Origin of the sequence: Streptomyces nidicola (genome assembly GCF_050106155.1) — a bacterium.
Taxonomy (GTDB): Bacteria; Actinomycetota; Actinomycetes; order Streptomycetales; family Streptomycetaceae; genus Streptomyces.
This window is the reverse complement of the sequence record NZ_JBNBPI010000001.1, coordinates 7,504,395-7,528,898: the sequence shown is the minus strand read 5'-3', so window position 1 is coordinate 7,528,898 and position 24,504 is coordinate 7,504,395. Positions and strand designations below refer to the sequence as shown.

Genomic DNA, 24,504 nt, shown 5'->3' with positions numbered 1-24,504 from the left:
ACGATCAGGGCAGACGCACCCCGAGCGCGGTCTGCACAAGTGCCGAGTGCAGCTTCACGGTGAGGCCGGCGAGCTCCTTGGCACGGGCCTCGGCATGCGCCCGCGTCTGCGGGTTGCGGTGCACCTTCAGGGGGGCCACCACCTGGTCCACCAGGCCGGCCTCCCGGTCCGCGGCCGCCCGCATGACCCGCAGGTGCCGCGGACCGATCCCGAACCGGGCCAGCTCACCGATGAGCTCGGCGACCGACACGGCGGACGCGTCGTAGCCCCCGTCGGGCAGCGGCGTGAGGAGCCCGTACGACTCCCATTCGTCGAGCTCGTGCTCCTCGACGCCTACGGCGGCCAGCAATTCGTCCCGGCCGACCCGCGCGGCCGTCGGCACGTCGCTGCCGTCCTCCGCGTCGCCGGGGCGTCCCGGCGCGGGCACGGGCAGCGTCTCGCCCGGCTCCAGGGCGTCGAGCTGCTCCTTGATGACCTTCAGCGGCAGGTAGTGGTCCCGCTGCATGCGCAGCACATGGGCGAGCCGCTCGACGTCGTCCGGGCTGAACTTCCGGTAGCCCGAGGGCGTGCGCCGGGGCTCGACGAGGCCCTCGGACTCCAGGAACCTGATCTTGGAGATGGTGACTTCGGGAAACTCTTCTCGGAGCACGTTCAGTACGGTGCCGATGCTCATCAGCCGACTGTCCGTGGTGGCGGTGCCCCCGGGGGCACCGCCACTCGTCGTGTGCAGCATGGACCTTCCTGAAGGGTCGCGGACGGTTCAGATACCGCGCTGGCTCGCGTAGAACACCAGCCGGTACTTGCCGATCTGCACCTCGTCCCCGTTGTTCAGCGTCACCGAGTCGATGCGCTCACGGTTCACATACGTGCCGTTGAGGCTGCCGACATCGGCGACGGTGAACGAGCCGTCCTGCAGGCGACGGAACTCCACGTGGCGGCGCGACACGGTCACGTCGTCCAGGAAGATGTCGCTCTGCGGGTGGCGCCCCGCGGTGGTCAGTTCGCCGTCCAGGAGGAAGCGGCTGCCCGAGTTCGGACCGCGCCGCACCACCAGGAGCGCCGAGCCCAGCGGCAGCGCGTCGACCGCCGCCTGCGCCTCGGGAGAGAGGGCCGGAAGCTGCGTCTGGCCCGTCGCCTCCGGGTCGTAGGACTCGAGGCCGGAGATGGAGATTGTGGACGTCGTCTCGGACGGCCCCTCCGGCGCCGCACCGCCGCGCAGCGGCGCACCGCAGTTGGAGCAGAACCGGCTGTTCTCCCCGTTCCGGTTTCCGCACCTCGTACACACCAGGGCCGACATGGACGGATCCTCCTGCCGCGGCTGCCCCGCGGGGGCGTGGGACGCGTACGGGTCGGGGGCAAACTCTCCACCCGTACTTGAGGTTGACGGTTCTCCGAAACCTATGCGGCCGGAACCGGCAGGGTCAACAGACGACGCGCCCTGTCCGCCCGAATTGTCTCCGGCGACCTGGTCCCGGAACAGGGGGCGCTCGCCCACCTGCGTCTCCGGCACGTCTCCTTGCCGCGGCGCACGGTGACGCGCGTCCTCACGGCTCTTGCCGAACAACTTCGCAAACAACTTCACGGGCGATTCCCCTTGACCGAAACAGACCCGCCCGTGGGGCAGGACGAACCCTGACTGCACACATCGGCGTACATCGCGTACATCAATGACACGGACACCCTCACAACGTCCGTATCCGCCAAACAGTTTCCACCACGCGCACCACCCTTGCTGCGGCGACCCCCCGCAACCTCATGCCCTCGCACGGTATCCACCATGCACCCCCGGCTTCACTCCGAGGACGACCGAGCGTAATCAGGCCGTTGCGCCGATCGCAAGGCATCCACGACGATCTTGTTCGAGCGGCTCACGGCCACCGTGGCCTGCTCCTTCTCCAGCGTCTGCACCACACCCCCGGGGATGTTCAGGGCCGGCTCCAGGTCCTGCGGCTTGCCGATGACCTTGAACCGGTAGGGGCGGCCGATCTCGTGCCCGTCCACGCTGATCCCCTTCCCTCCACTGCCGTCCGTCAGATACGTGTTGGCCACGATGCGGACATCATTCACCTGGATCGCCTCCGCGCCGGCGGCGCGCAGCTCCTGGACCGCGTCGAGCAGCATGTCCGCCTCCACGGCCCCCTTCGTGTCGGTGACGGTCATGGTGATCCCGGGGCCCTGCGCGGCCGTCGTGCCCGCCAGAATGCCGAGCTGCTTCTGCTTCTCGGCCGTCTGCTTGCGGGCCTCGTCGGCCTGGTCCGAACTGTTCTCCAACTCGGTGCGCTGGTCCACGAGACCTTGCTTCTCATCCTCAAGACGCTGAGTTCGATCATCCAGTTCATCGAGAATGCGAACGAGATCTTCCTGACGCGCACCGCGCAGCGCGCTGTTGTCGCTGGTGGACCGCACCTGGATGGCGAGCCCGAGCCCCAGGACGAACAGCAGCACGGCCATGATGAGTTGGGCACGTGACGCGCGCGGCGGCCACAGACCCTTCACGAGCCGCTGCCGCCCGGTCAGTTCGGGCTCGACGACGCCCGGACCAGCGTCCGGACCGGCGTCCGGGCGGTCATCCGGGCCGGCCGGCTCCGGTTCGGGCGCCCGGGGTTCCGGCGCCTCGGGTTCGGCCGCACCCGCCTCCGCCTCGCGCTCCGCCGCACGGTTCGCCGGCGGCACCTCGGGGGGCAGCTCCTTGGAGGGCTCCTTGCGCAACTGGCCGGCCCCGCCGTCCGGTTGCACGCCCCGCGGGTTCTCGCGGTTCTCGCGGTTCTCTGCGGTCTCTTCGTTCTCGTTCTGACTCATCGGCCTCACGCCCGGAACACATGCCGCCGGATCGCGGCCGCGTTGGAGAAGATGCGGATGCCGAGCACCACGACGACACCGGTCGACAGCTGCGCGCCGACGCCCAACTTGTCGCCCAGGAAGACGATCAGCGCGGCCACGACGACGTTCGACAGGAACGAGACGACGAACACCTTGTCGTCGAAGATCCCGTCCAACATGGCGCGCAGCGCCCCGAACACCGCGTCCAGCGCCGCGACGACGGCGATGGGGAGGTAAGGCTCGACGACCGCCGGAACCTCGGGCCGGACGAAAAGACCGACCACGACTCCCACGACGAGGCCCAGTACGGCGATCACGATGTGCCCTTCTGCTCTGCTCTCGGCTGTGCTGTACGTACGATCACGCTGGGTGCGGCGGGAAGCTCGATGTCGTCCTGAGCCGAAATACTGGTCCTGACCCCGAAGTTCTCCTGCAGCGCGTGCAGATAGAGGCCGTCGGGGCTGTTCTGGAACCGGGTGCTCAGCCGTTGCCCGTCCCCCACCGCGAGCACCGTGTACGGCGGCACCAGCGGCTTGTTGTCGACCAGTATCGCGTCACCCGCGGCCCTGATCGCGGACAGCGAGGTGAGGCGCTGCCCGTTGATGCTGATGGCCTCGGCGCCGGACTGCCAGAGACCGTTCATGACGCGCTGCATGTCCCGGTCGCGTACGCGGCCCGTGTCGGAGAAACCGTTGCTCTCGCGCGGACCGCTGCCGTCGCCCGTGGTGGCCGACTTGGCGTCGTCGACGACGAGCTTCACGCCGGGGCCGTGCACGGCGACGGCGCCGGAGAGCACTCCCGCCAACTCGGCCTGCTCACCACCGTGCTTCTTCAACGCCTCGCGCTGCATCTCCCCCACGCGCCCGCGCAGCGAGTCGACCTGCCCCTCCAGTTGGTCGGCGGACTCGGTCTCCTTGTCGATGCGGTCGATGAGCTCCTCGCGCTCCTTGGCCACCACCGGCGCGGTGACACGGGCCTGCGCCGCTCCCACCGTCACCACGAGCGCGGCGAGCACAAGTCCCGCCGCGAGCCCCAGCTTCGCCCGCAGCGTCTTCGGCAAACCGCTCTGCCCCAGCGCCTCTTTGCGCGCGGTGGCCTCCGCATACCCGTCGTCAAGGCTGTGATCCATGACGTTGGTCAGCAGCGACATGGAGGCGTCGGGGCGCGAGGGGCGCTCTGGGGTGCTCCGTTCGGGGGGCTGCTGCGGCATGCCGCACATCGTCGCACGTCGCGGCCACTGTCACCCAACGACCCCACTGCCCTGCTGCCCGACGCCCGAAATGGGCGCCGGGCAGCAGGGATCCGGGTCAGCGCCCGGCGCTGTCCACGACGGCCGACCACTCGTCGAGCAACTGCTGCGCCGAGGCGTCGTCCGGCCCCTCGGCCCACAGGTGGGTGACCGCCTCGGCCGGGTCGGGCAGCACCATCACCCAGCGCCCGTCGGCCTCCACGACCCGCACGCCGTCGGTCGTGTCCACGGACCGCTCGCCCGCCTCCTCCACGACACGGCGCATGACGAGGCCCTTGACGGCCCACGGCGTCGCCAGATCCCGCTTGAGCACATGCGCCCGCGGAATCCGCGCGTCGATCTGGCTGAGGGTCAACTGCGTACGGGCGACGAGTCCGATGAGCCGCACGAACGCCGCGGCCCCGTCGAAAACGCTGCTGAACTCGGGAATGATGAACCCGGCCCGCCCGTCCCCACCGAAGATCGTCCCGTCCTCACGCCCCACGCGCGTCAGGTCGTCGGGAGACGTGGTCGTCCACTCGACCTGCGTCCCGTGATACGCGGCGACCTGCTCAGCGATCCGGGTCGTGGTCACGGGCAGCGCCACCCGCCCGCTCCTGCGCTCCGCGGCGACAAGGTCGAGCATCACCAGCAACGCCCGGTCGTCCTCGACGATCCGCCCCTTCTCGTCGACCAGCGAAAGGCGCTCGCCGACCGGGTCGAACCGCACGCCGAACGCGGCCCGCGCCGAGGCCACGATCTCCCCCAGCCGTACGAGCCCGGACCTGCGGGCGTCCGCGGTCTCCGTGGGCCGCGACTCGTCGAGCCCGGGATTGATTGTCAGCGAGTCGACACCGAGCCGCCCGAGAAGGCTGGGCAGCACGAGCCCGGCGCTTCCGTTCGACGCGTCGACGACCACCTTGAGCCCGGCCTCCGCGACCCCCGTCGTATCGACGTTCCGCAGCAGGGACCCCGTGTACGAGTCGAAGACGCTCGACGGGAAGTGCAGATCACCGATCTCCCCGGGGAACGCCCTGCGGTACTCCTGCCGTGCGTACACCCGGTCCAACTTGCGCTGGCTGCCCTGCGACAGATCGGCCCCGCGCTCGTCGAAGAACATGATGTCGACGGAGTCCGGCACCCCGGGCGTCGTACGGATCATGATCCCGCCGGCACTGCCCCGAGCCGTCTGCTGCCGCGCCACGGGCAACGGCACGTTCTCCAGATCCCTTACGTCCATGGCGCTGGCCTGGAGCGCGGAGATGACCGCCCTCTTGAGCGCACGCGCACCACGGGAGTGGTCACGCGCCGTCGTGACGGTCGACCCCTTCTTGAGCGTCGTCGCGTACGCCCCCGCGAGCCGCACGGCCAGTTCGGGCGTGATCTCGACATTCAGGATCCCGGAGACGCCCCTCGCCCCGAACAGATGGGCCTGCCCGCGCGACTCCCAGATGACCGACGTGTTGACGAAGGCGCCGGCCTCGACGGTCTTGAACGGGTAGACCCGCACATTGCCCTGGACAATCGATTCCTCACCGACGAGACACTCGTCGCCGATGACGGCGCCGTCCTCGATCCGCGCGGCCCGCATGATGTCGGTGTTCTTGCCGACCACACAGCCCCGCAGATTGCAGTGCTCCCCGATGTAGACGTTGTCGTGCACGACGGCCTTGTGCAGGAAGGCCCCGCTCTTCACGACGACGTTCGAACCGACGACCGTGTGCTCCCGGATCTCCACGTCCGCTTCGACCTTGGCGTAGTCGCCGATGTAGAGCGGCCCACGCAGCACTGCGTCCGGGTGCACCTCGGCACCTTCGGCCACCCAGACACCGGGCGAGATCTCGAACCCGTCGAGTTCGACGTCGACTTTCCCTTCGAGGACGTCGGCCTGGGCCTTCACATAGCTCTCGTGTGTGCCGACGTCCTCCCAGTAGCCCTCGGCGACATAGCCGTAGATGGGCTTGCCTTCCTTCATCAGCTGCGGGAAGACATCCCCGGACCAGTCCACCGGGACATCGGCCTCGACGTAGTCGAAGACTTCGGGCTCCATCACGTAGATGCCCGTGTTCACCGTGTCCGAGAAGACCTGCCCCCAGGTCGGCTTCTCGAGGAAGCGCTCGACCTTCCCCTCCTCGTCCACGATGGTGATACCGAATTCCAGCGGATTGGGCACACGCGTCAGACAGACGGTGACGAGCGCACCCTTTTCCTTGTGGAATTCGATGAGCTCGGTGAGGTCGAAATCGGTGAGGGCGTCACCCGAGATGACAAGGAAAGAGTCATCCTTCAGCGCTTCCTCAGCGTTTTTCACGCTGCCGGCAGTGCCGAGTGGCTTCTCCTCATTGGCATAGGTGAGCTCCATTCCAAGCTCTTCGCCGTCCCCGAAGTAGTTCTTGACGAGTGAAGCCAAGAACTGCACGGTGACCACGGTCTCGCTGAGCCCATGCCGCTTGAGCAACCTGAGCACATGCTCCATGATCGGCCGATTGGCCACTGGCAGGAGCGGCTTGGGCATACTCGAGGTCATGGGGCGAAGGCGTGTGCCTTCGCCTCCGGCCATCACGACGGCCTTCATGTCGGAAGCGTCCTCCTTGAAGAGACGACGGTCTAGCCGACTTCACCCGCCCTGAATGGCCCGCACTTCTCGCGGCGGGCCATCTGGCCTCTGCCAACGCGCAATGGCGAGTTCAATCGGCCATGGAGTCCGCCCGGACAAGCCGGCGGACTTGAACCACGTAGAGGATCCCTGCCCACCAGTACAGCGTCGTACCCCATCCGGCGAACGCCCATCCGAAAATAGCAGCGAGTTCGTGGATCCAGCCCGTTCCGTCACTCAGAAGCAGCAAGGGGAACGCGTACATCAGGTTGAAGGTCGCTGCCTTCCCGAGGAAGTTCACCTGGGGCGGCGGATAGCCGTGGCGCCTGAGGATCCCCACCATCACCAGGAGAAGCAGTTCACGCGCCAAAAGTACGGCGGTCAACCAAATGGGCAGAATGTCACGCCAGGTCAAACCCACCAACGTGGACAAAATGTAGAGCCGGTCGGCGGCCGGGTCGAGCAGCCGGCCGAGGCTGCTGATCTGATTCCAGCGGCGCGCGAGCTTCCCGTCGAGATAGTCGCTGATGCCGCTGAGCGCCAGCACGAGCAGTGCCCAGCCGTCACTCTTGGGGCCCCCGAACTCAGGGCGCAGGATGAGCCACAGGAAGAGGGGCACGCCGACGAGACGCGCCATGCTGAGGATGTTCGGGATGGTGAGGACCCTGTCCGTCTGAACACGGGTCTCCTGGACCTCCACCCGGGGGCCTCCTGTGGGGAACGAACCAACGATGCCCCCTGACTTTACCCTCAGTGTCGGGAGGCCTGAGCTATGGGGGCGTCGTAACGCAGTACACGCCCACACCCTAAACGCAGAAAAGCCCGGGCCGTATCCCGGCCCGGGCTTTTCCATAAAAGGAGTTCGGCGGCGTCCTACTCTCCCACAGGGTCCCCCCTGCAGTACCATCGGCGCTGTGAGGCTTAGCTTCCGGGTTCGGAATGTAACCGGGCGTTTCCCTCACGCTATGACCACCGAAACACTATGAAACTGTCAACCGCACCGCAGTCGTGGCCCGACATACGGGGTTGTTCGTGGTTTCAGAACCAACACAGTGGACGCGAGCAACTGAGGACAAGCCCTCGGCCTATTAGTACCGGTCACCTCCACACCTTACGGTGCTTCCAGATCCGGCCTATCAACCCAGTCGTCTACTGGGAGCCTTAACCCCTCAAAGGGGGTGGGAATACTCATCTCGAAGCAGGCTTCCCGCTTAGATGCTTTCAGCGGTTATCCTTTCCGAACGTAGCCAACCAGCCATGCCCTTGGCAGGACAACTGGCACACCAGAGGTTCGTCCGTCCCGGTCCTCTCGTACTAGGGACAGCCCTTCTCAATATTCCTACGCGCACAGAGGATAGGGACCGAACTGTCTCACGACGTTCTAAACCCAGCTCGCGTACCGCTTTAATGGGCGAACAGCCCAACCCTTGGGACCGACTCCAGCCCCAGGATGCGACGAGCCGACATCGAGGTGCCAAACCATCCCGTCGATATGGACTCTTGGGGAAGATCAGCCTGTTATCCCCGGGGTACCTTTTATCCGTTGAGCGACGGCGCTTCCACAAGCCACCGCCGGATCACTAGTCCCGACTTTCGTCCCTGCTCGACCCGTCGGTCTCACAGTCAAGCTCCCTTGTGCACTTACACTCAACACCTGATTACCAACCAGGCTGAGGGAACCTTTGGGCGCCTCCGTTACTCTTTGGGAGGCAACCGCCCCAGTTAAACTACCCATCAGACACTGTCCCTGATCCGGATCACGGACCCAGGTTAGACATCCAGCACGACCAGAGTGGTATTTCAACGACGACTCCACAACCACTGGCGTGGCCGCTTCAAAGTCTCCCACCTATCCTACACAAGCCGAACCGAACACCAATATCAAACTGTAGTAAAGGTCCCGGGGTCTTTCCGTCCTTCTGCGCGAAACGAGCATCTTTACTCGTAGTGCAATTTCACCGGGCCTATGGTTGAGACAGTCGAGAAGTCGTTACGCCATTCGTGCAGGTCGGAACTTACCCGACAAGGAATTTCGCTACCTTAGGATGGTTATAGTTACCACCGCCGTTTACTGGCGCTTAAGTTCTCAGCTTCGCCACACCGAAATGTGACTAACCGGTCCCCTTAACGTTCCAGCACCGGGCAGGCGTCAGTCCGTATACATCGCCTTACGGCTTCGCACGGACCTGTGTTTTTAGTAAACAGTCGCTTCTCGCTGGTCTCTGCGGCCACCCCCAGCTCATGGAGCAAGTCCAATCACCAGTGATGGCCCCCCTTCTCCCGAAGTTACGGGGGCATTTTGCCGAGTTCCTTAACCATAGTTCACCCGAACGCCTCGGTATTCTCTACCTGACCACCTGAGTCGGTTTAGGGTACGGGCCGCCATGAAACTCGCTAGAGGCTTTTCTCGACAGCATAGGATCATCCACTTCACCACAATCGGCTCGGCATCAGGTCTCACCCTCATGTCTCCCGGATTTACCTGGAAGACGGGCTACACCCTTACCCCGGGACTACCATCGCCCGGGCTGGACTACCTTCCTGCGTCACCCCATCGCTCACCTACTACCAGCTTGGGCCGGCGGCTCCACCACTTTCCATTCCCCGAAGGGTCCGGAACGGCTTCACGGCCTTAGCATCACTGGATTCGATGTCTTTCGCGTCACAGCGGGTACCGGAATATCAACCGGTTATCCATCGACTACGCCTGTCGGCCTCGCCTTAGGTCCCGACTTACCCTGGGCAGATCAGCTTGACCCAGGAACCCTTAGTCAATCGGCGCACACGTTTCTCACGTGTGTATCGCTACTCATGCCTGCATTCTCACTCGTGAACCGTCCACAACTACCTTCCGGTGCTGCTTCACCCGGCACACGACGCTCCCCTACCCATCCATACAGGCGTTGGCCCTGTTGTATGAATGACACGACTTCGGCGGTACGCTTGAGCCCCGCTACATTGTCGGCGCGGAATCACTTGACCAGTGAGCTATTACGCACTCTTTCAAGGGTGGCTGCTTCTAAGCCAACCTCCTGGTTGTCTCTGCGACTCCACATCCTTTCCCACTTAGCGTACGCTTAGGGGCCTTAGTCGATGCTCTGGGCTGTTTCCCTCTCGACCATGGAGCTTATCCCCCACAGTCTCACTGCCGTGCTCTCACTTACCGGCATTCGGAGTTTGGCTAAGGTCAGTAACCCGGTAGGGCCCATCGCCTATCCAGTGCTCTACCTCCGGCAAGAAACACACGACGCTGCACCTAAATGCATTTCGGGGAGAACCAGCTATCACGGAGTTTGATTGGCCTTTCACCCCTAACCACAGGTCATCCCCCAGGTTTTCAACCCTGGTGGGTTCGGTCCTCCACGAAGTCTTACCTCCGCTTCAACCTGCCCATGGCTAGATCACTCCGCTTCGGGTCTTGAGCGCGCTACTAAATCGCCCTATTCGGACTCGCTTTCGCTACGGATTCCCCACACGGGTTAACCTCGCAACACACCGCAAACTCGCAGGCTCATTCTTCAAAAGGCACGCAGTCACGACGCAAGGAACAAGTTCCTTGCGCGACGCTCCCACGGCTTGTAGGCACACGGTTTCAGGTACTATTTCACTCCGCTCCCGCGGTACTTTTCACCATTCCCTCACGGTACTATCCGCTATCGGTCACCAGGGAATATTTAGGCTTAACGGGTGGTCCCGCCAGATTCACACAGGATTTCTCGGGCCCCGTGCTACTTGGGTGTCTCTCAAACGAGCCGCTGATGTTTCGACTACGGGGGTCTTACCCTCTACGCCGGACCTTTCGCATGTCCTTCGCCTACATCAACGGTTTCTTACTCGTCTTACGGCCGGCAGACCGTAAAAGAGAGATCCCACAACCCCGTACACGCAACCCCTGCCGGGTCTCACACGTATACGGTTTAGCCTCATCCAGTTTCGCTCGCCACTACTCCCGGAATCACGGTTGTTTTCTCTTCCTGCGGGTACTGAGATGTTTCACTTCCCCGCGTTCCCTCCACACTGCCTATATATTCAGCAGCGGGTGACAGCCCATGACGACTGCCGGGTTTCCCCATTCGGAAACCCCCGGATCAAAGCCTGGTTGACGACTCCCCGGGGACTATCGTGGCCTCCCACGTCCTTCATCGGTTCCTGGTGCCAAGGCATCCACCGTGCGCCCTTAAAAACTTGGCCACAGATGCTCGCGTCCACTGTGCAGTTCTCAAACAACGACCAACCACCCATCACCCCGAACCCTTCGGTTCGAGTGCACTGGGGCCGGCACTGAAGGCGACCATCACGGCCGTACCTTCAGATACCCAACAGCGTGCCCGACACGTTCAGTTGAAGCTCTGTGTTCCACGCCGAAGCAGTACTAACAGTCCTCATCCTGATCGTGCCGAATAATCAACGTTCCACCCATGAGCAACCACCGTCGAACGTTTGCCGACGTAGTGGCCTCTGACCGTGTCCCGAAGGACTCGGTAAGAAGTGCTCCTTAGAAAGGAGGTGATCCAGCCGCACCTTCCGGTACGGCTACCTTGTTACGACTTCGTCCCAATCGCCAGTCCCACCTTCGACAGCTCCCTCCCACAAGGGGTTGGGCCACCGGCTTCGGGTGTTACCGACTTTCGTGACGTGACGGGCGGTGTGTACAAGGCCCGGGAACGTATTCACCGCAGCAATGCTGATCTGCGATTACTAGCAACTCCAACTTCATGGGGTCGAGTTGCAGACCCCAATCCGAACTGAGACCGACTTTTTGAGATTCGCTCCACCTTGCGGTATCGCAGCTCATTGTATCGGCCATTGTAGCACGTGTGCAGCCCAAGACATAAGGGGCATGATGACTTGACGTCGTCCCCACCTTCCTCCGAGTTGACCCCGGCGGTCTCCTGTGAGTCCCCATCACCCCGAAGGGCATGCTGGCAACACAGAACAAGGGTTGCGCTCGTTGCGGGACTTAACCCAACATCTCACGACACGAGCTGACGACAGCCATGCACCACCTGTACACCGACCACAAGGGGGCGCCCATCTCTGGACGTTTCCGGTGTATGTCAAGCCTTGGTAAGGTTCTTCGCGTTGCGTCGAATTAAGCCACATGCTCCGCTGCTTGTGCGGGCCCCCGTCAATTCCTTTGAGTTTTAGCCTTGCGGCCGTACTCCCCAGGCGGGGCACTTAATGCGTTAGCTGCGGCGCGGACAACGTGGAATGTTGCCCACACCTAGTGCCCACCGTTTACGGCGTGGACTACCAGGGTATCTAATCCTGTTCGCTCCCCACGCTTTCGCTCCTCAGCGTCAGTAATGGCCCAGAGATCCGCCTTCGCCACCGGTGTTCCTCCTGATATCTGCGCATTTCACCGCTACACCAGGAATTCCGATCTCCCCTACCACACTCTAGCTAGCCCGTATCGACTGCAGACTCGGGGTTAAGCCCCGAGCTTTCACAATCGACGTGACAAGCCGCCTACGAGCTCTTTACGCCCAATAATTCCGGACAACGCTTGCGCCCTACGTATTACCGCGGCTGCTGGCACGTAGTTAGCCGGCGCTTCTTCTGCAGGTACCGTCACTTTCGCTTCTTCCCTGCTGAAAGAGGTTTACAACCCGAAGGCCGTCATCCCTCACGCGGCGTCGCTGCATCAGGCTTTCGCCCATTGTGCAATATTCCCCACTGCTGCCTCCCGTAGGAGTCTGGGCCGTGTCTCAGTCCCAGTGTGGCCGGTCGCCCTCTCAGGCCGGCTACCCGTCGTCGCCTTGGTGAGCCATTACCTCACCAACAAGCTGATAGGCCGCGGGCTCATCCTTCACCGCCGGAGCTTTTAACCCCCATCCAGGAGAATGGGAGTGTTATCCGGTATTAGACCTCGTTTCCAAGGCTTGTCCCAGAGTGAAGGGCAGATTGCCCACGTGTTACTCACCCGTTCGCCACTAATCCACCCCGAAGGGCTTCATCGTTCGACTTGCATGTGTTAAGCACGCCGCCAGCGTTCGTCCTGAGCCAGGATCAAACTCTCCGTGAATGTTTCCCCGTCATCGGGGTGACACCACGAGAGCGGAACCAGGAGAGGAATAATCTCCCGGTTCACAGCGTCCTCGCTGTGCGCCTGCCGACCCGAAGGCCTGCAGGACTTTTCAAAGGAACCTCGCCCCAGCAGATGCTGGAGACGGGGTATCAACATATCTGGCGTTGATTTTTGGCACGCTGTTGAGTTCTCAAGGAACGGACGCTTCCTTTGTACTCACCCTCTCGGGCTTTCCTCCGGGCGCTTCCCTTCGGTCTTGCTGTTTTGCGTTTCTGACTCTATCAGACCGTTTCACCGGCCGATTTCCTCGGATTGACGTCCGCCTTATAGGAAGTCCGCTTTCGCGGCCCTTTCGGCGAGGTCAAACACTATCAGTCTTTTTTCGACCCGCTTGCCATGCCTCTGCAGACATGCAGAAATACGGTTCGCAATGCGACTTAGGACTTGATAGATGCTGCCGGGGTGTTGGACGCTCGATGGCGTCGCTTGCCTCCCTGGCAGGTGTACGACGGTACAACGGGCCCGAGCTTCGACGCAAATCGTTTGCCCGCGGCCCCTACGTCCGCCAACCGGTACCTGTCGTAGGGAACCGGGACTTTTTATGACTTACGCTTCTGAACAGTACGCCGTCCAGGACAGGCAGTGACGGCGACCCTGAATCTCCGCCCCCTGGGAGGCTTGCCATGACCAGTGTGACGTCCCCGCTCACCGGACGCGCCATCGGGCTCTCCGCCGTTCCTGACCCGGTGTTCTCCGGTGCGATGGTCGGCCCCGGCTCCGCCATTGACCCCGCGCGCGAGGCGTCCGACGCCGTGGCCCCGGTGGACGGCATCGTGGTGTCCCTTCACCCGCACGCCTTCGTCGTCGTGGATGAGGAAGGCCACGGTGTGCTGACGCACCTGGGCATCGACACCGTCCAGCTCAACGGCGAGGGCTTCGAGCTGCTCGTCAACAAGGGCGACACTGTGCAGCGCGGGCAGTCCGTGGTCCGCTGGGACCCGGCTGCCGTCGAGGCTGCCGGCAAGTCGCCGATCTGCCCGGTCGTCGCCCTCGAGGCCACGGCCGAGTCCCTTTCCGGTGTCGTCGAGGACGGGGACATCAAGGCCGGCGACGCGCTGTTCGGCTGGAAGTGACGCACCCCGTCACTGACGGTCGGCAAGAAACCAACGCGGCGGCTGCGCTCGCCGCACTATCGGAGACGGGTGAGATGGAGACAACGCTGCGAGGCGTCGGCGTGAGCCACGGTGTGGCGATCGGCGAGGTTCGGCACATGGGGACGGCGGTGCTTGAGCCGCCGGCCAAGCAGATTCCGGCTGAGGATGCCGAGCGCGAACAGGGGCGCGCCCGCCAGGCCGTCGAAGCTGTCGCTGCCGACCTGATGGCGCGCGGCAATCTGGCCGGTGGCGAGGCCCAGGCGGTGCTCGAGGCTCAGGCCATGATCGCCCAGGACCCCGAGCTGATGGCCGACGTCGACCGTCGTGTCGCCGTCGGGAGCACGGCCGAGCGCGGTATCTACGACGCGTTCTCGCACTATCGCGAGCTCCTCGCCGGTGCTGGTGAGTACATGGCGGGCCGCGTCGCGGACCTCGACGACGTACGGAACCGCATCGTGGCCCGGCTCCTCGGCGTGCCCATGCCCGGCGTTCCGGACAGCGACAAGCCCTACGTGCTCATCGCCCGTGACCTTGCGCCCGCGGACACCGCGCTCCTGGACCCGGCGCTCGTGCTCGGTTTCGTCACCGAGGAGGGCGGGCCGACCAGCCACAGCGCGATCCTGGCCCGCGCCCTGGGGGTGCCGGCCGTGGTGGCGCTTCCCGGTGCGGGTGAGCTCGCCGAGGGCACCGTGGTCGCCGTCGACGGCAGCACCGGTGAGATCTTCGTGGACCCGAGTGCGGAGAAGCGGGCCGCGATGGAGGCCGCTGCCGCCGAGCGCAAGGCGGCGCTGGCCGCCTCGACCGGTCCCGGTGCCACCTCTGACGGGCACAAGGTGCCGCTGCTCGCCAACATCGGCGGCCCGGCGGACGTGCCCGCGGCGGTCGAGGCGGGTGCCGAGGGTGTCGGTCTCTTCCGTACCGAGTTCCTCTTCCTGGACGACAGCAAGAACGCTCCGTCCGAGGAGAAGCAGGTCGAGGCGTACCGGCAGGTGCTCGAGGCGTTCCCCGAGGGCCGTGTCGTGGTGCGGGTGCTCGACGCCGGCGCCGACAAGCCGCTGGACTTCCTGACGCCCGGCGACGAGCCCAACCCGGCTCTGGGCGTGCGCGGTCTGCGGACGCTGCTGGACCACCCGGAGGTGCTGCGCACGCAGCTGACCGCGCTGGCGAAGGCGTCCGAGGGCCTCCCGGTCTACCTCGAGGTCATGGCGCCGATGGTGGCCGACCGTGCCGACGCCAAGGCGTTCGCCGATGCCTGCCGTGAGGCCGGTCTGCAGGCGAAGTTCGGTGCGATGGTGGAGATTCCGTCCGCCGCGCTGCGTGCCCGGTCGGTGTTGCAGGAGGTCGAGTTCCTGTCGCTCGGCACCAACGACCTGGCCCAGTACACGTTCGCCGCGGACCGTCAGGTCGGCGCCGTCTCGCGTCTGCAGGACCCGTGGCAGCCCGCGCTGCTCGACCTGGTCTCGCTGTCCGCCGAGGCGGCGAAGGCCGAGGGCAAGAGCTGCGGCGTCTGCGGTGAGGCCGCGTCCGACCCGCTGCTCGCGTGCGTCCTGACCGGTCTGGGGGTCACCTCCCTCTCCATGGGTGCCGCTTCGATTCCGTACGTGCGGGCGACGCTCGGCAAGTACACGCTGGCCCAGTGCGAGCGCGCGGCCGCTGCCGCGCGTGCCGCGGAGTCGGCGGAGGAAGCGCGCAACGCCGCTCAGGCCGTGCTGTCCGGCGAGTAACCGAGCTCGGCCGGTGCATTACCGGTGCCTTTTGGAGGGCGCTCCGCCTTTGGGCGGGGCGCCCTTCGCGCTTGTCCGCAGGGATCAGCGGCTCGCGGCGATCAGTGCAGATGCCTGCCTTCCGGTTTCGCGTCGTCCACCTTTGGTGCGGTGCAGTAGTTCACGCCGGGTTCCGGAGCGGACAGGTCGCCGGAGTCCGCGTCGGTGCAGTAGGCGTCGAAGACTCGTCCCCCGGGGATCGGCTGGAAGCCCTCGTCCTTCAGGTGCCAGCCGCAGACGCGGTCTTCCTCGCCGGGGACCGTACTGCGCACGATGACCGCGCAGGCGCGCCGGCTGACGATCGCCAGCGCCAGTACGGCCGTGACCTCCATGGCCGCGGACTCATCGACCTTGACCGTGTCGGGTTCCGTGGCGTCCACGTGCAGGACGGCATGCAGCGACTCCCTGTCGGTGAGCACACTGCAAACCCAGTGGTGGGCTCCCTCGCCGAGCGCGTCGATCACTCGGGAGACCAGGTAGGAGGCCCTGGCGAAGGCCATGCGTCCGACGTCCTGTCCGCACACGGCACAGGCCCCTGTCCTGGACAGGACGGATGTCGCGAACTCCCAGGTCGCTTGGCGGACAGCCTCCTCCACGAGTTCGGGGACGAGGTCGGCCATGGGCTGTCCCTCGTAGGCGATCGCGGGGCCCGACGCGGCGAGTTCCGCGGTGAATCGGGTACGGCTGATGGCGCTGTCCGGGTCGAGGCCCTCCGCACGGCAGAATTCCGTGAACTCGGCCGGGTCGAAGAGCGTGACCGTGGTGTACCCGCCGGCCGCAGCCTGGGATTTGAGCAGTCCTTCCACTTGGCGCAGGTACGTCGTGTGGTCGTCGAAGGTGAAGCTGCGGTAGAGCCGCATCGCCTCGAAGTCCTGCTCATCGGCCAACAGGCCGATGGTTCCCGCCACTTCACGGCGCAAGCCGCGCCGGGCGCCGACCGTCCGGCTTTGTTGAGTGTGCCCCATGATTCCCCCTGAGTGCGCTTGAACGATGCTCACTCAGAGTAATCGGGGGCACTGACAACGCCACGTTCGGTGACGGACCACCATCGGTTTAGGGCGGTCGGTCAGGCTCGCTTGCGGGCGATCTCCTCGTAGAACTTGAGGAGTTCGAGGTTGTCGATCGAGCCGGGGTTGACCGCCTTCTCCAGCGGCGTGCCCGCGAGCAGGCGCTTGACGGGCACCTCGATGCGCTTGCCGGTGAGGGTGTGCGGGACGCCGGGGGCTTCGATGATCTCGTCGGGCACGTGGCGCGGCGAGAGCTGTTCGCGGATGACCTGCTTGATGCGGGAGCGGAGCGCGTCGTCGAGGGCGGCGCCCGGCGCGAGGTGGACGAAGAGGGGCATCCAGTAGCCGCCGTCGGGCTGTTCCAGGCCGATGACGAGCGATTCGCGGATCTCGGGGAGGCGCTCCACGGCCTCGTAGATGTCCGCCGATCCCATCCGGACGCCCTGGCGGTTGAGGGTGGAGTCGGAGCGGCCGTGGATGACGACGGAGCCGCGCGAGGTCAGCGTGATCCAGTCGCCGTGGCGCCAGACGCCGGGGTAGGTGTCGAAGTAGCTGTCGTGGTACCTGGTGCCGTCGGGGTCGTTCCAGAAGCGGATCGGCATGGACGGCATCGGGTTGGTGACGACGAGCTCGCCGACCTCGTCGGTCAGGGGTTCGCCCGCCGGGTCCCATGCCTGCAGGTCCGTGCCGAGGCTGGGTGCCTGGAGCTCGCCGATGTGGACGGGCAGCGTCGGCACGGCTCCGGCGAAACAGGAGCAGACGTCGGTGCCGCCGCTGACGGAGGCGATCCACAGGTCGTCCCGCACCTCGTCGTGGAGCCAGCGGAAGCCGTCCGGCGGGAGCGGGGAGCCCGTGGTGGCGACGCACTTGACGCGCGAGAGGTCGTGGTCGCGCGCCGGGTGCACGTCGGCCTTGCGACAGGCCATGACGTATGCGGCGGAGGTGCCGAAGAGGGTCGCGCCGGTGCGTTCGGCGATCGCCCACTGGGCGCCGGTCTCGGGGTATCCGGGGCTGCCGTCGTAGGTGACGATCGTGGTGCCGGTGAGCAGGCCGCCGACGAGGAAGTTCCACATCATCCAGCCGGTGGACGTGTACCAGAAGAAGCGGTCGTCGGGGCCGAGGTCGCAGTGCAGGCCGATCTGCTTGAGGTGCTCGACGAGGATGCCACCCTGCGACTGCACGATGGCCTTGGGCAGGCCTGTGGTGCCGGAGGAGTAGAGCACCCACAGAGGATGGTCGAAGGGCACTTCTTCGTAGACGGGTGTGACGTCCGCGGAGGTGAGGGCCGACCATTCCAGGGCGCCTTCGGGTGCCTCGGTCCCCAGGAGCGGGATGTGCACCACCGCGCGCAGGGACGGCAGTTCGTTGCGGAGTTCCTGGACGGTGTCGCGGCGGTCGTGCTCCTTGCCGCCGTAGCGGTAGCCGTCGACCGTGAACAGGACGACGGGCTCCACCTGCTGGAAGCGGTCCAGGACGCTGCGCGCGCCGAAGTCGGGGGCGCAGGACGTCCACACGGCTCCTACGGCCGCCGTGGCGAGGAGGGCGGCGACGGCCTCGGGGATGTTGGGCAGATAGCCGCTGACGCGGTCGCCGGGGCGTACTCCGAGGGCGCGCAGTTCCGCGGCGAGGGAGCCGACCTGGCCGCGCAGCTCGGACCAGGTGACGGGACGGGGTTCGTGTGTCTCGTCGACGTGGAGGATCGCGGGGGTGTCCGCGCGCGTGGGGTCGTCCGCCGTGCGCAGGGCGTGGGCGGCGTAGTTGAGCGTGGCACCGGGGAACCACTCGGCGCCGGGCATGTCACGGTTGCCGAGCACGCGCGTGTACGGGTGCGTGAAGCGCACGTCGAACCACTCGGTGACGGCCTTCCAGAAGGTTTCGAGTTCGGTGACCGACCAGCGGTGCAGCGCCTCGTAGCCGCCGTCGGCGGGCGCGCCGTGCTGTTCGGCCGCCCAGGCCTGGAACCGTGTGATCTGCGCGTCGGCGATCTGCTGCCGATCGGGCTGCCAGAGCGGTGACGGGTTCACGGTGGGCATGATGCGGCTCCAGGAAGTGCGTGCGCGGCGTGTGCGTCCTCGGCGCGCTCCGCGGAGTGTGCGCCTGACGCGGCTCACTGGACGATGCCACGTGATCGACTTCGACACCAGGGTGTATCCCACATAGTCGGCCCGGCGAAGATGTGCTGGCACCACGGATGAACGGCAGTTGAACGCGGCACGCACGCGTGCGCCTCGGTGGCAGGGTGAGCAGCATGGATGGTCGTGACCTGGTGCGCTTGGCGAAGGCGATTTCGTCCGTGGGGTCGGCCCATGGGCTGCGCTCGGTTCGGGCGTCGTGGCGGCATCGTCGCGCGGACTCCGTTGGCCTGCCCCGGCGGGGAAGCGAGCGGGCCCGGGTCCCGGGCTCGGTGGTCGGTGTGACGCCCGAGCCGGGTGGTGGCCTGGTGCGGTTCACGCGGTCCCGGTTGCGCATCGTCGTCACCGTGAGCGGTGCTCTCTTCTGGGGCTGGGACGGGGCCGAACCCGAGCCTTCGTACGCGTTGGCCGGGCACTGCCCGGAGGCGGACCCGCGGGCGGTCCTCGAGCCGGACAAGGACGGCGGCTGGCGGGTGGTGTCCGAGCGGGTGACCGCGGTGGTCTCGCGGCATGGCGCCGTGGAGGTGCGTACGCCGGGCGGGGTGTTGCTGCGCCGCGATCTGCCGCCCCGGTGGTGGGAGCCCGAGGGTGGCGGTGAGGCGCGCTGGGCGCAGCGGAGCGAGGTCTCGGCCGACGCGCGCTTCTTCGGTCTCGGAGGCCGTGCGTCGGGCCCGCGGTTGCGTGACGCGACGTACCGGTTGTGGAACACGGATCCCGGCGGTTCGTTCGGCCGGCAGGACGATCCGTTGTCGCTCACGATGCCGGTGCAGGTGGTGGTCGCGGATGCGGGCACGCACCTGGTGTTCCACGACAACACGTGGGACGGCACCGTCAGTCTTCGTGAGGGCAGCGAGGGTGCGGGCTCCGGGCATGACCACGCCGGGACGTCCGAACTGCGCATGGAGGGTGGCCCGTTGCGCTGTTGGGTGGTGGTGGGCACACCCGCGCGCGTGCTCCACGTCTGGTCCCAGCTGACCGGCGCTCCGGCCGTGCCGCCGGGCTGGGCGCTGGGCCACCAGCACGCGCGTCGGGGTTTCGAGAGCGAGCAGGAGGTGCGTCGTGTCGTCGCGGGCTACAGGGAGCGCGAGTTGCCCCTGGAGGCGGTCCATCTGGGCATCGATCACTTCACGGCGGGACAGGCCTTCACCGTCGATCGCGAGCGGTTTCCGTCCTTGCCGCGGCTGGCCGAACAGTTGCGCGGTGAGGGCGTCAGGCTGGTGTCGATCGTCGGCCCTGCGGTCAAGGCCCAGCGTGGCAACGCCCAGTACGACGGTGGGCAGGCGATCGACGCCTTCGTGCGGGACGCGGCGGGCCGGCCCGTGCGCGGGGTCGTGTGGCCGGGTGAGTCGATGTATCCGGACTTCACCGCGGAGCGGGTGCGCAAGTGGTGGGGCGGCCTGTACGAGGAGCGTCTCGAGCAGGGTTTCTCGGGGTTCTGGCACGACATGAACGAGCCGGTGTCCTTCGCCGCCTTCGGTGAGCCCACGCTCCCCCGTTCGTCCCGTCACGCGGTCGAGGGACGGGGCGGCGACCATCGGGAGGCGCACAACGTGTACGCGCTGTGCATGGCGCGGGCCGGCTACGAGGGGCTGCGCGAACTGCAGCCGCAGGAACGGCCCTTCCTGTTCTCCCGGTCCGGCTGGGTGGGTCTGCAGCGCTACGGAGGGACGTGGTCCGGTGACGTCGCCACCGGGTGGGCCGGCCTTCACTCCTCGCTCTCGTTGGTGATGGGGCTCGGCTTGTGCGGGGTGCCGTATTCCGGACCTGATGTGGGCGGGTTCGACGGGAAGCCGTCACCGGAACTGTTCTTGCGCTGGTTCCAACTGGGCGCCCATATGCCGCTGTTCCGTACGCATTCGGCGCTGCGGGCGGGGCGGCGCGAGCCCTGGATGTTCGGCGAGGAGGTGCTCGCGCACGCGCGCGTGGCGCTGGAGGAGCGGCGACGCCTCCTTCCGTACTTCATGACCCTCGCGCATCTCGCCCGGCGTACCGGCTCTCCGTACGTGCGACCTCTGTGGTGGGGTGCTCCGGAGGACCGTGCTTTGCGTGACTGTGAGGACGCCTTCTTGTTGGGCGACTGCCTGTTGGTCGCGCCCGTCCTGGAGCAGGGAGCCGTCCGCCGCACCGTTCAGCTGCCGCCCGGGCGCTGGTACGACACGGTGACCGGCGAAGTCTTCGAGGGACCCGGTCAGGTCACGGTGGACGCCCCCTTGTCGCGTATTCCGGTGCTCGCGCGTGGCGGGTCGGTACTTCCTGTGCGCGATCCGGGCGGGGGCGTCGCGCTGGAGGCGTGGGCGCCGGCACCGGGTCGTACGGGCGGCGGGTACGCGGCGCGGGACACCGGGGACGGCTGGGAGGAGCCGGAGATCGAGCGGTTCCGGGTGCGCTGGGGCGAGGGGCGCGTGGTCGTCGAGCGGGACGGGGAGGACGGCGAGGTCGAACCGCGGTACCCGGTGCGTGTGCGCGGCCTGTGATCGCCATACGGCAGAGTCACGCCGGCCGCTCACGGGAACCTGGCCCCTACAGGTAGCGGCCCTCGAACCAGGCTTTCACCGCCAACGTGTGGAGGGGAAACGCCAGTTCGGTCGGGCGGCGCAGGAGGTGCCAGCCGTCCGTCTCGTCCGTGGGCGCGCTGGTGGGCAGGAAGCCCGCCGGGCGTTCGGGCAGGAGGCCGAAGAGCAGGAGGTGGCCGTCCGGGGCGCTCATGGCGTCCACGAGGCGTACGTCGCGCGCCGCGGCGACGATGCCCGTCTCCTCCTGGAGTTCACGGACGACGGCTCGCCGCCAGTCCTCCCGGTCGTCGATGAAGCCGCCGGGCAGGGCGGGTTCCCCGCGCGCGGGGGCGATGGTGCGCGTGATCGCGACGAGGGCGGTACCCACCGTGTCGTACACCGGTTGCAGGGCGATGGCCACGGGGAGCGGGTTGCGGTAGGCGACGGAGTCACAGGCCCGGCAGGTGCGGGGCCAGCCGTGTACCTCGGCCCCGTAGGCGGCCCCACAGCTCGAACAGTGGGAATCCGGAACGGGGTTGAGCGTGGAGTGGGTCGATGCGGGCACGGCGCGGACTGTATCCGATCACTCGGCCGCGGTCTTCCCCGGTGGGCCCGGCTCCTGATAGACGCTGATCCATGACTCGAGCCTCCACCGCTCTGCGGAAACTCGCTGCCCTGGCCGCCGCCGCGCTGCTCGGCGTGGCCGCCGCCCCTTCGACTGCCCATGCGACGCCCGACCCGAAGGCACCCAAGGCCTTCGTGGCGCTCCATGACGTGGACCCCACGATCATCCAGGAAATGCGCTACTACACGGAGCACGACTTCATGGGTGAGCCGGTCGACGGCTACAAGAAGCCGATGTGTCTCCTCACGAGACCTGCCGCGCAGGCGCTCCACAAGGCTCAGATCGGCCTCCTGAAGGCGGGCTACTCCCTGAAGGTGTACGACTGTTACCGCCCGCAGCGCGCGGTCGATCATTTCGTCCGTTGGGCGAAGGATCTCGACGACCAGAAGATGAAGGCGGAGTTCTATCCACGTGTCGACAAGACGCGCCTGTTCGCGGACGGCTACATCGCGGAGAAGTCGGGCCACAGCCGTGGCTCCACCCTGGATCTGACCGTCGTGAAGCTGCCCGCCCGGCCCACGCGCCCCTACGTGCCCGGGGAGCGGCTCACGCCCTGCTACGGGCCGAAGGCGGAGCGCTTCCCGGACAACTCGCTGGACATGGGGACCGGGTTCGACTGCTTCGACACGCTCGCCCACACGGACGATCCGCGCGTCCAGGGCGTGCAGCGGGCCAACCGGGACCTGCTGCGGAACGCGCTCGGCGCGCAGGGGTTCGTCAATCTTCCTGAGGAGTGGTGGCACTACACGTACAAGCCCGAGCTCTACCCGGACACGTACTTCGACTTCCCGGTCTCCAGGCGTTCGCTGACGGGGCGGTGAGGTGGCGGGCGCGACCGGAAGCACCCCCGTGGATTCCGGTCGCGCCCTCACCCGTCACGGACGCCGGTAGGCCGCGGGCGGTTCTGCGGGACCCCTGACGTCATTCGGCTCCCCGTGGCACACTTCTGACGTTCCGTCAGATTCATTGCCGGGGAGGAACTGTGGCGCGTACGCGTACACCTGTCGTGGCCGACTGGTTCAGCGGAGAGGGGGACGACTTCCGCCTGCTGGGCACGCGCTGCTCCGCGTGTGCGTCGGTGTTCTTTCCGCGCGAGGACGGGGCGTGCCGCAATCCCGCCTGCGCGGGCGGCGAGCTGTCGGAAGTGCCCCTGTCGCGGCGCGGACGCGTCTGGTCGTACACGGACGCCAGGTACCGGCCACCGGAACCGTATGTGTCGGATCGGGAACTTCCCTGGCAGCCCTACGCGTTGATCGCTGTGGAGCTTGCGGCCGAGCGATTGGTCGTGCTGGGGCAGGGGGCTCCGGGCGTCTCCGTGGCCGATCTCGCGGTCGGCATGGAGGTGGAGGTCGTACCGGGCGTGCTCAACGAGGAGGGGGACGACGAGACCGGGACGACATGGACGACGTGGCACTGGCGGCCGACGGGGGTGGCGGCATGACGGGGGACGTGGCGGTTCTCGGCGTGGGCATGCACCCGTGGGGGAAGTGGGGGCGCAGCTTCGTCGAGTACGGGGTGGCGGCGGCGCGGACCGCGCTCGCCGACGCCGGGGTCGACTGGCGCGACGTGGGCTCGATCGTCGGCGCGGACACGGTGCGCGGCGGCTATCCCGGCTACGTGGCGGGAGCGACGTTCGCGAAGGCTCTCGGGTGGCAGGGCGCGCGCGTGGCCAGCGTCTACGCGGCCTGCGCTTCGGGCGCCCAGGCGGTCAACACGGCACGGGCGCAGATCCTTTCGGGGCTCGCGGACGTCGTACTGGTGGTGGGGGCCGACGCCGCACCCAAGGGATTCTTCAAGCCCGCCGGCGGCGACCGGCCCGACGACCCCGACTGGTTGCGCTTCCGCGCACTGGGGGCGACCAACCCGACGTACTTCGGCCTGTACGCGCGCCGGCGCATGGCCGTGCACGGGGACACGCTCGAGGACTTCGCCCAGGTCAAGGTGAAGAACGCCGCCTCCGGCGCGCTGAACCCGAACGCACGCTACCGCAAGACGGTGACGGCCGAGGAGGTCGCCGCGTCCGCCGTGGTCGCCGATCCGCTGCGGCTGCTCGACATCTGTGCCACGTCGGACGGCGGTGCGGCGCTGGTGCTGTCCAGCATGGAGTTCGCACGCCGGCACGGAGCCGCGGATCCCGTCCGCATACGGGCCGTGTCGACGGTGACTCCGACGTACCCGAACACCGTGCTCGACCTCCCGGACATCGCCACGGACTCGGCCGCCGGGGTCGCGTCCGAAGGCCCCACGTTCCGCGCCTCGATCGCCCGCGCCGCCTACGAAGAGGCCGGGATCGGCCCCGAGGACCTGTCCCTTGCGGAGGTCTACGACCTGTCCACTGCCCTGGAGTTGCAGTGGTACGAGGACCTCGGGCTGTGCGGCGAGGGTGAGGGCGCGAAACTGCTCAGGGACGGCGCGACCGCTCCCGGAGGGCGAATACCCGTGAACAGCAGCGGTGGACTCGCGTCCTTCGGGGAGGCGGTTCCGGCGCAGGCGATCGCCCAGGTCTGCGAGCTGACGTGGCAGTTGCGGGGTACGGCGGGCGACCGGCAGGTGGCCGGGGCGCGGGCCGGGATCACGGCCAACCAGGGCCTGTTCGGCCACGGTTCGTCGGTCGTGGCGGTGCGCTGACCGCCGCGTGCGTACGCTGCGTGGCCGTTCG

General features: G+C 66.7%; 16 protein-coding genes and 3 rRNA genes. 6 read left to right on the top strand and 13 right to left on the bottom strand.

The annotated features are described in order from the left end of the window. Positions 1-4: 4 nt before the first annotated feature. From ftsR to ACOKM3_RS33955, 10 genes are all read right to left on the bottom strand, one after another. On the bottom strand, positions 5-733 hold the full coding sequence (gene ftsR, locus ACOKM3_RS34000; RefSeq protein ID WP_426905059.1) for a transcriptional regulator FtsR: 729 nt from the start codon (positions 731-733) through the stop codon (positions 5-7). A gap of 27 nt (positions 734-760) precedes the next feature. Then, positions 761-1,669, bottom strand: coding sequence for an FHA domain-containing protein (locus ACOKM3_RS33995; RefSeq protein ID WP_426906967.1), 909 nt, complete (start codon positions 1,667-1,669; stop codon positions 761-763). Positions 1,670-1,791: 122 nt separating this feature from the next. Beyond that, on the bottom strand, positions 1,792-2,799 hold the full coding sequence (locus ACOKM3_RS33990) for a DUF881 domain-containing protein (RefSeq protein WP_426905058.1): 1,008 nt from the start codon (positions 2,797-2,799) through the stop codon (positions 1,792-1,794). 5 nt (positions 2,800-2,804) lie between these two features. After that, positions 2,805-3,137 carry a small basic family protein gene (locus tag ACOKM3_RS33985; protein ID WP_266722032.1) on the bottom strand — a complete coding sequence of 111 codons (333 nt, stop codon included), beginning with the start codon at positions 3,135-3,137 and terminating at the stop codon, positions 2,805-2,807. Beyond that, a complete protein-coding gene (locus ACOKM3_RS33980) occupies positions 3,134-4,039 on the bottom strand; it encodes a DUF881 domain-containing protein (protein ID WP_426905057.1) in 906 nt (301 codons plus the stop codon). Before ACOKM3_RS33980 ends, ACOKM3_RS33985 begins: the two co-directional genes overlap by 4 nt. Before the next feature lie 88 nt (positions 4,040-4,127). Next, positions 4,128-6,623: a mannose-1-phosphate guanyltransferase gene (locus ACOKM3_RS33975; protein ID WP_266722028.1), complete on the bottom strand. Its 2,496-nt coding sequence runs from the start codon at positions 6,621-6,623 to the stop codon at positions 4,128-4,130. 112 nt (positions 6,624-6,735) lie between these two features. Continuing rightward, positions 6,736-7,344, bottom strand: coding sequence for a CDP-alcohol phosphatidyltransferase family protein (locus ACOKM3_RS33970; RefSeq protein ID WP_385768954.1), 609 nt, complete (start codon positions 7,342-7,344; stop codon positions 6,736-6,738). Between the two features lie 160 nt (positions 7,345-7,504). Then, a 5S ribosomal RNA gene (gene rrf / locus ACOKM3_RS33965) occupies positions 7,505-7,621 on the bottom strand. A 91-nt stretch (positions 7,622-7,712) separates the two neighbouring features. Continuing rightward, positions 7,713-10,835, bottom strand: a 23S ribosomal RNA gene (locus ACOKM3_RS33960). 308 nt (positions 10,836-11,143) lie between these two features. After that, a 16S ribosomal RNA gene (locus ACOKM3_RS33955) occupies positions 11,144-12,669 on the bottom strand. The 16S, 23S and 5S rRNA genes sit together here, the layout of an rRNA operon. 686 nt (positions 12,670-13,355) lie before the next feature. On the opposite strand from ACOKM3_RS33955, the gene ACOKM3_RS33950 reads away from it, so the two are divergent. After that, entirely contained in the window at positions 13,356-13,805 is a 450-nt protein-coding gene (locus ACOKM3_RS33950) for a PTS sugar transporter subunit IIA (protein WP_351339448.1), read from the top strand. Positions 13,806-13,879: 74 nt separating this feature from the next. Then, positions 13,880-15,550 carry a phosphoenolpyruvate--protein phosphotransferase gene (gene ptsP, locus ACOKM3_RS33945; protein ID WP_426905056.1) on the top strand — a complete coding sequence of 557 codons (1,671 nt, stop codon included), beginning with the start codon at positions 13,880-13,882 and terminating at the stop codon, positions 15,548-15,550. Positions 15,551-15,651: 101 nt separating this feature from the next. Here ptsP and ACOKM3_RS33940 read toward each other — a convergent pair whose 3' ends face one another. Both ACOKM3_RS33940 and ACOKM3_RS33935 read right to left on the bottom strand, forming a co-directional pair. After that, the gene (locus ACOKM3_RS33940; RefSeq protein WP_426905055.1) at positions 15,652-16,554 is read right to left on the bottom strand and encodes a hypothetical protein; all 903 of its coding nucleotides are present in this window, start codon (positions 16,552-16,554) and stop codon (positions 15,652-15,654) included. Between the two features lie 101 nt (positions 16,555-16,655). Next, positions 16,656-18,629, bottom strand: a complete 1,974-nt coding sequence (locus ACOKM3_RS33935; protein WP_426905054.1) for an acetoacetate--CoA ligase — start codon at positions 18,627-18,629, stop codon at positions 16,656-16,658. A 215-nt stretch (positions 18,630-18,844) separates the two neighbouring features. Here ACOKM3_RS33935 and ACOKM3_RS33930 point away from each other — a divergent pair, with 215 nt between their 5' ends. Further along, positions 18,845-21,202: a glycoside hydrolase family 31 protein gene (locus ACOKM3_RS33930; RefSeq protein ID WP_426905053.1), complete on the top strand. Its 2,358-nt coding sequence runs from the start codon at positions 18,845-18,847 to the stop codon at positions 21,200-21,202. 46 nt (positions 21,203-21,248) lie between these two features. Here ACOKM3_RS33930 and ACOKM3_RS33925 read toward each other — a convergent pair whose 3' ends face one another. Continuing rightward, entirely contained in the window at positions 21,249-21,785 is a 537-nt protein-coding gene (locus tag ACOKM3_RS33925; protein ID WP_426905052.1) for an NUDIX domain-containing protein, read from the bottom strand. A gap of 71 nt (positions 21,786-21,856) precedes the next feature. On the opposite strand from ACOKM3_RS33925, the gene ACOKM3_RS33920 reads away from it, so the two are divergent. From ACOKM3_RS33920 to ACOKM3_RS33910, 3 genes are all read left to right on the top strand, one after another. Further along, entirely contained in the window at positions 21,857-22,666 is an 810-nt protein-coding gene (locus tag ACOKM3_RS33920) for a M15 family metallopeptidase (RefSeq protein WP_426905051.1), read from the top strand. A 161-nt stretch (positions 22,667-22,827) separates the two neighbouring features. Continuing rightward, positions 22,828-23,286, top strand: a complete 459-nt coding sequence (locus ACOKM3_RS33915) for a Zn-ribbon domain-containing OB-fold protein (protein ID WP_426905050.1) — start codon at positions 22,828-22,830, stop codon at positions 23,284-23,286. Continuing rightward, positions 23,283-24,473 carry a lipid-transfer protein gene (locus tag ACOKM3_RS33910; protein ID WP_426906966.1) on the top strand — a complete coding sequence of 397 codons (1,191 nt, stop codon included), beginning with the start codon at positions 23,283-23,285 and terminating at the stop codon, positions 24,471-24,473. The genes ACOKM3_RS33915 and ACOKM3_RS33910 overlap by 4 nt, the downstream gene beginning before the upstream one ends. Positions 24,474-24,504 lie beyond the last annotated feature (31 nt).

Coding starts and splice junctions, on each gene's coding strand:
- ACOKM3_RS33950 (WP_351339448.1), top strand. CDS start 13,356: ATGACCAGTGTGACGTCCCCGCTCACCGGACGCGCCATCGGGCTCTCC.
- ptsP (WP_426905056.1), top strand. CDS start 13,880: ATGGAGACAACGCTGCGAGGCGTCGGCGTGAGCCACGGTGTGGCGATC.
- ftsR (WP_426905059.1), bottom strand. CDS start 733: ATGCTGCACACGACGAGTGGCGGTGCCCCCGGGGGCACCGCCACCACG.
- ACOKM3_RS33980 (WP_426905057.1), bottom strand. CDS start 4,039: ATGTGCGGCATGCCGCAGCAGCCCCCCGAACGGAGCACCCCAGAGCGC.
- ACOKM3_RS33940 (WP_426905055.1), bottom strand. CDS start 16,554: ATGGGGCACACTCAACAAAGCCGGACGGTCGGCGCCCGGCGCGGCTTG.
- ACOKM3_RS33930 (WP_426905053.1), top strand. CDS start 18,845: ATGGATGGTCGTGACCTGGTGCGCTTGGCGAAGGCGATTTCGTCCGTG.
- ACOKM3_RS33975 (WP_266722028.1), bottom strand. CDS start 6,623: ATGAAGGCCGTCGTGATGGCCGGAGGCGAAGGCACACGCCTTCGCCCC.
- ACOKM3_RS33935 (WP_426905054.1), bottom strand. CDS start 18,629: ATGCCCACCGTGAACCCGTCACCGCTCTGGCAGCCCGATCGGCAGCAG.
- ACOKM3_RS33990 (WP_426905058.1), bottom strand. CDS start 2,799: ATGAGTCAGAACGAGAACGAAGAGACCGCAGAGAACCGCGAGAACCGC.
- ACOKM3_RS33920 (WP_426905051.1), top strand. CDS start 21,857: ATGACTCGAGCCTCCACCGCTCTGCGGAAACTCGCTGCCCTGGCCGCC.
- ACOKM3_RS33910 (WP_426906966.1), top strand. CDS start 23,283: ATGACGGGGGACGTGGCGGTTCTCGGCGTGGGCATGCACCCGTGGGGG.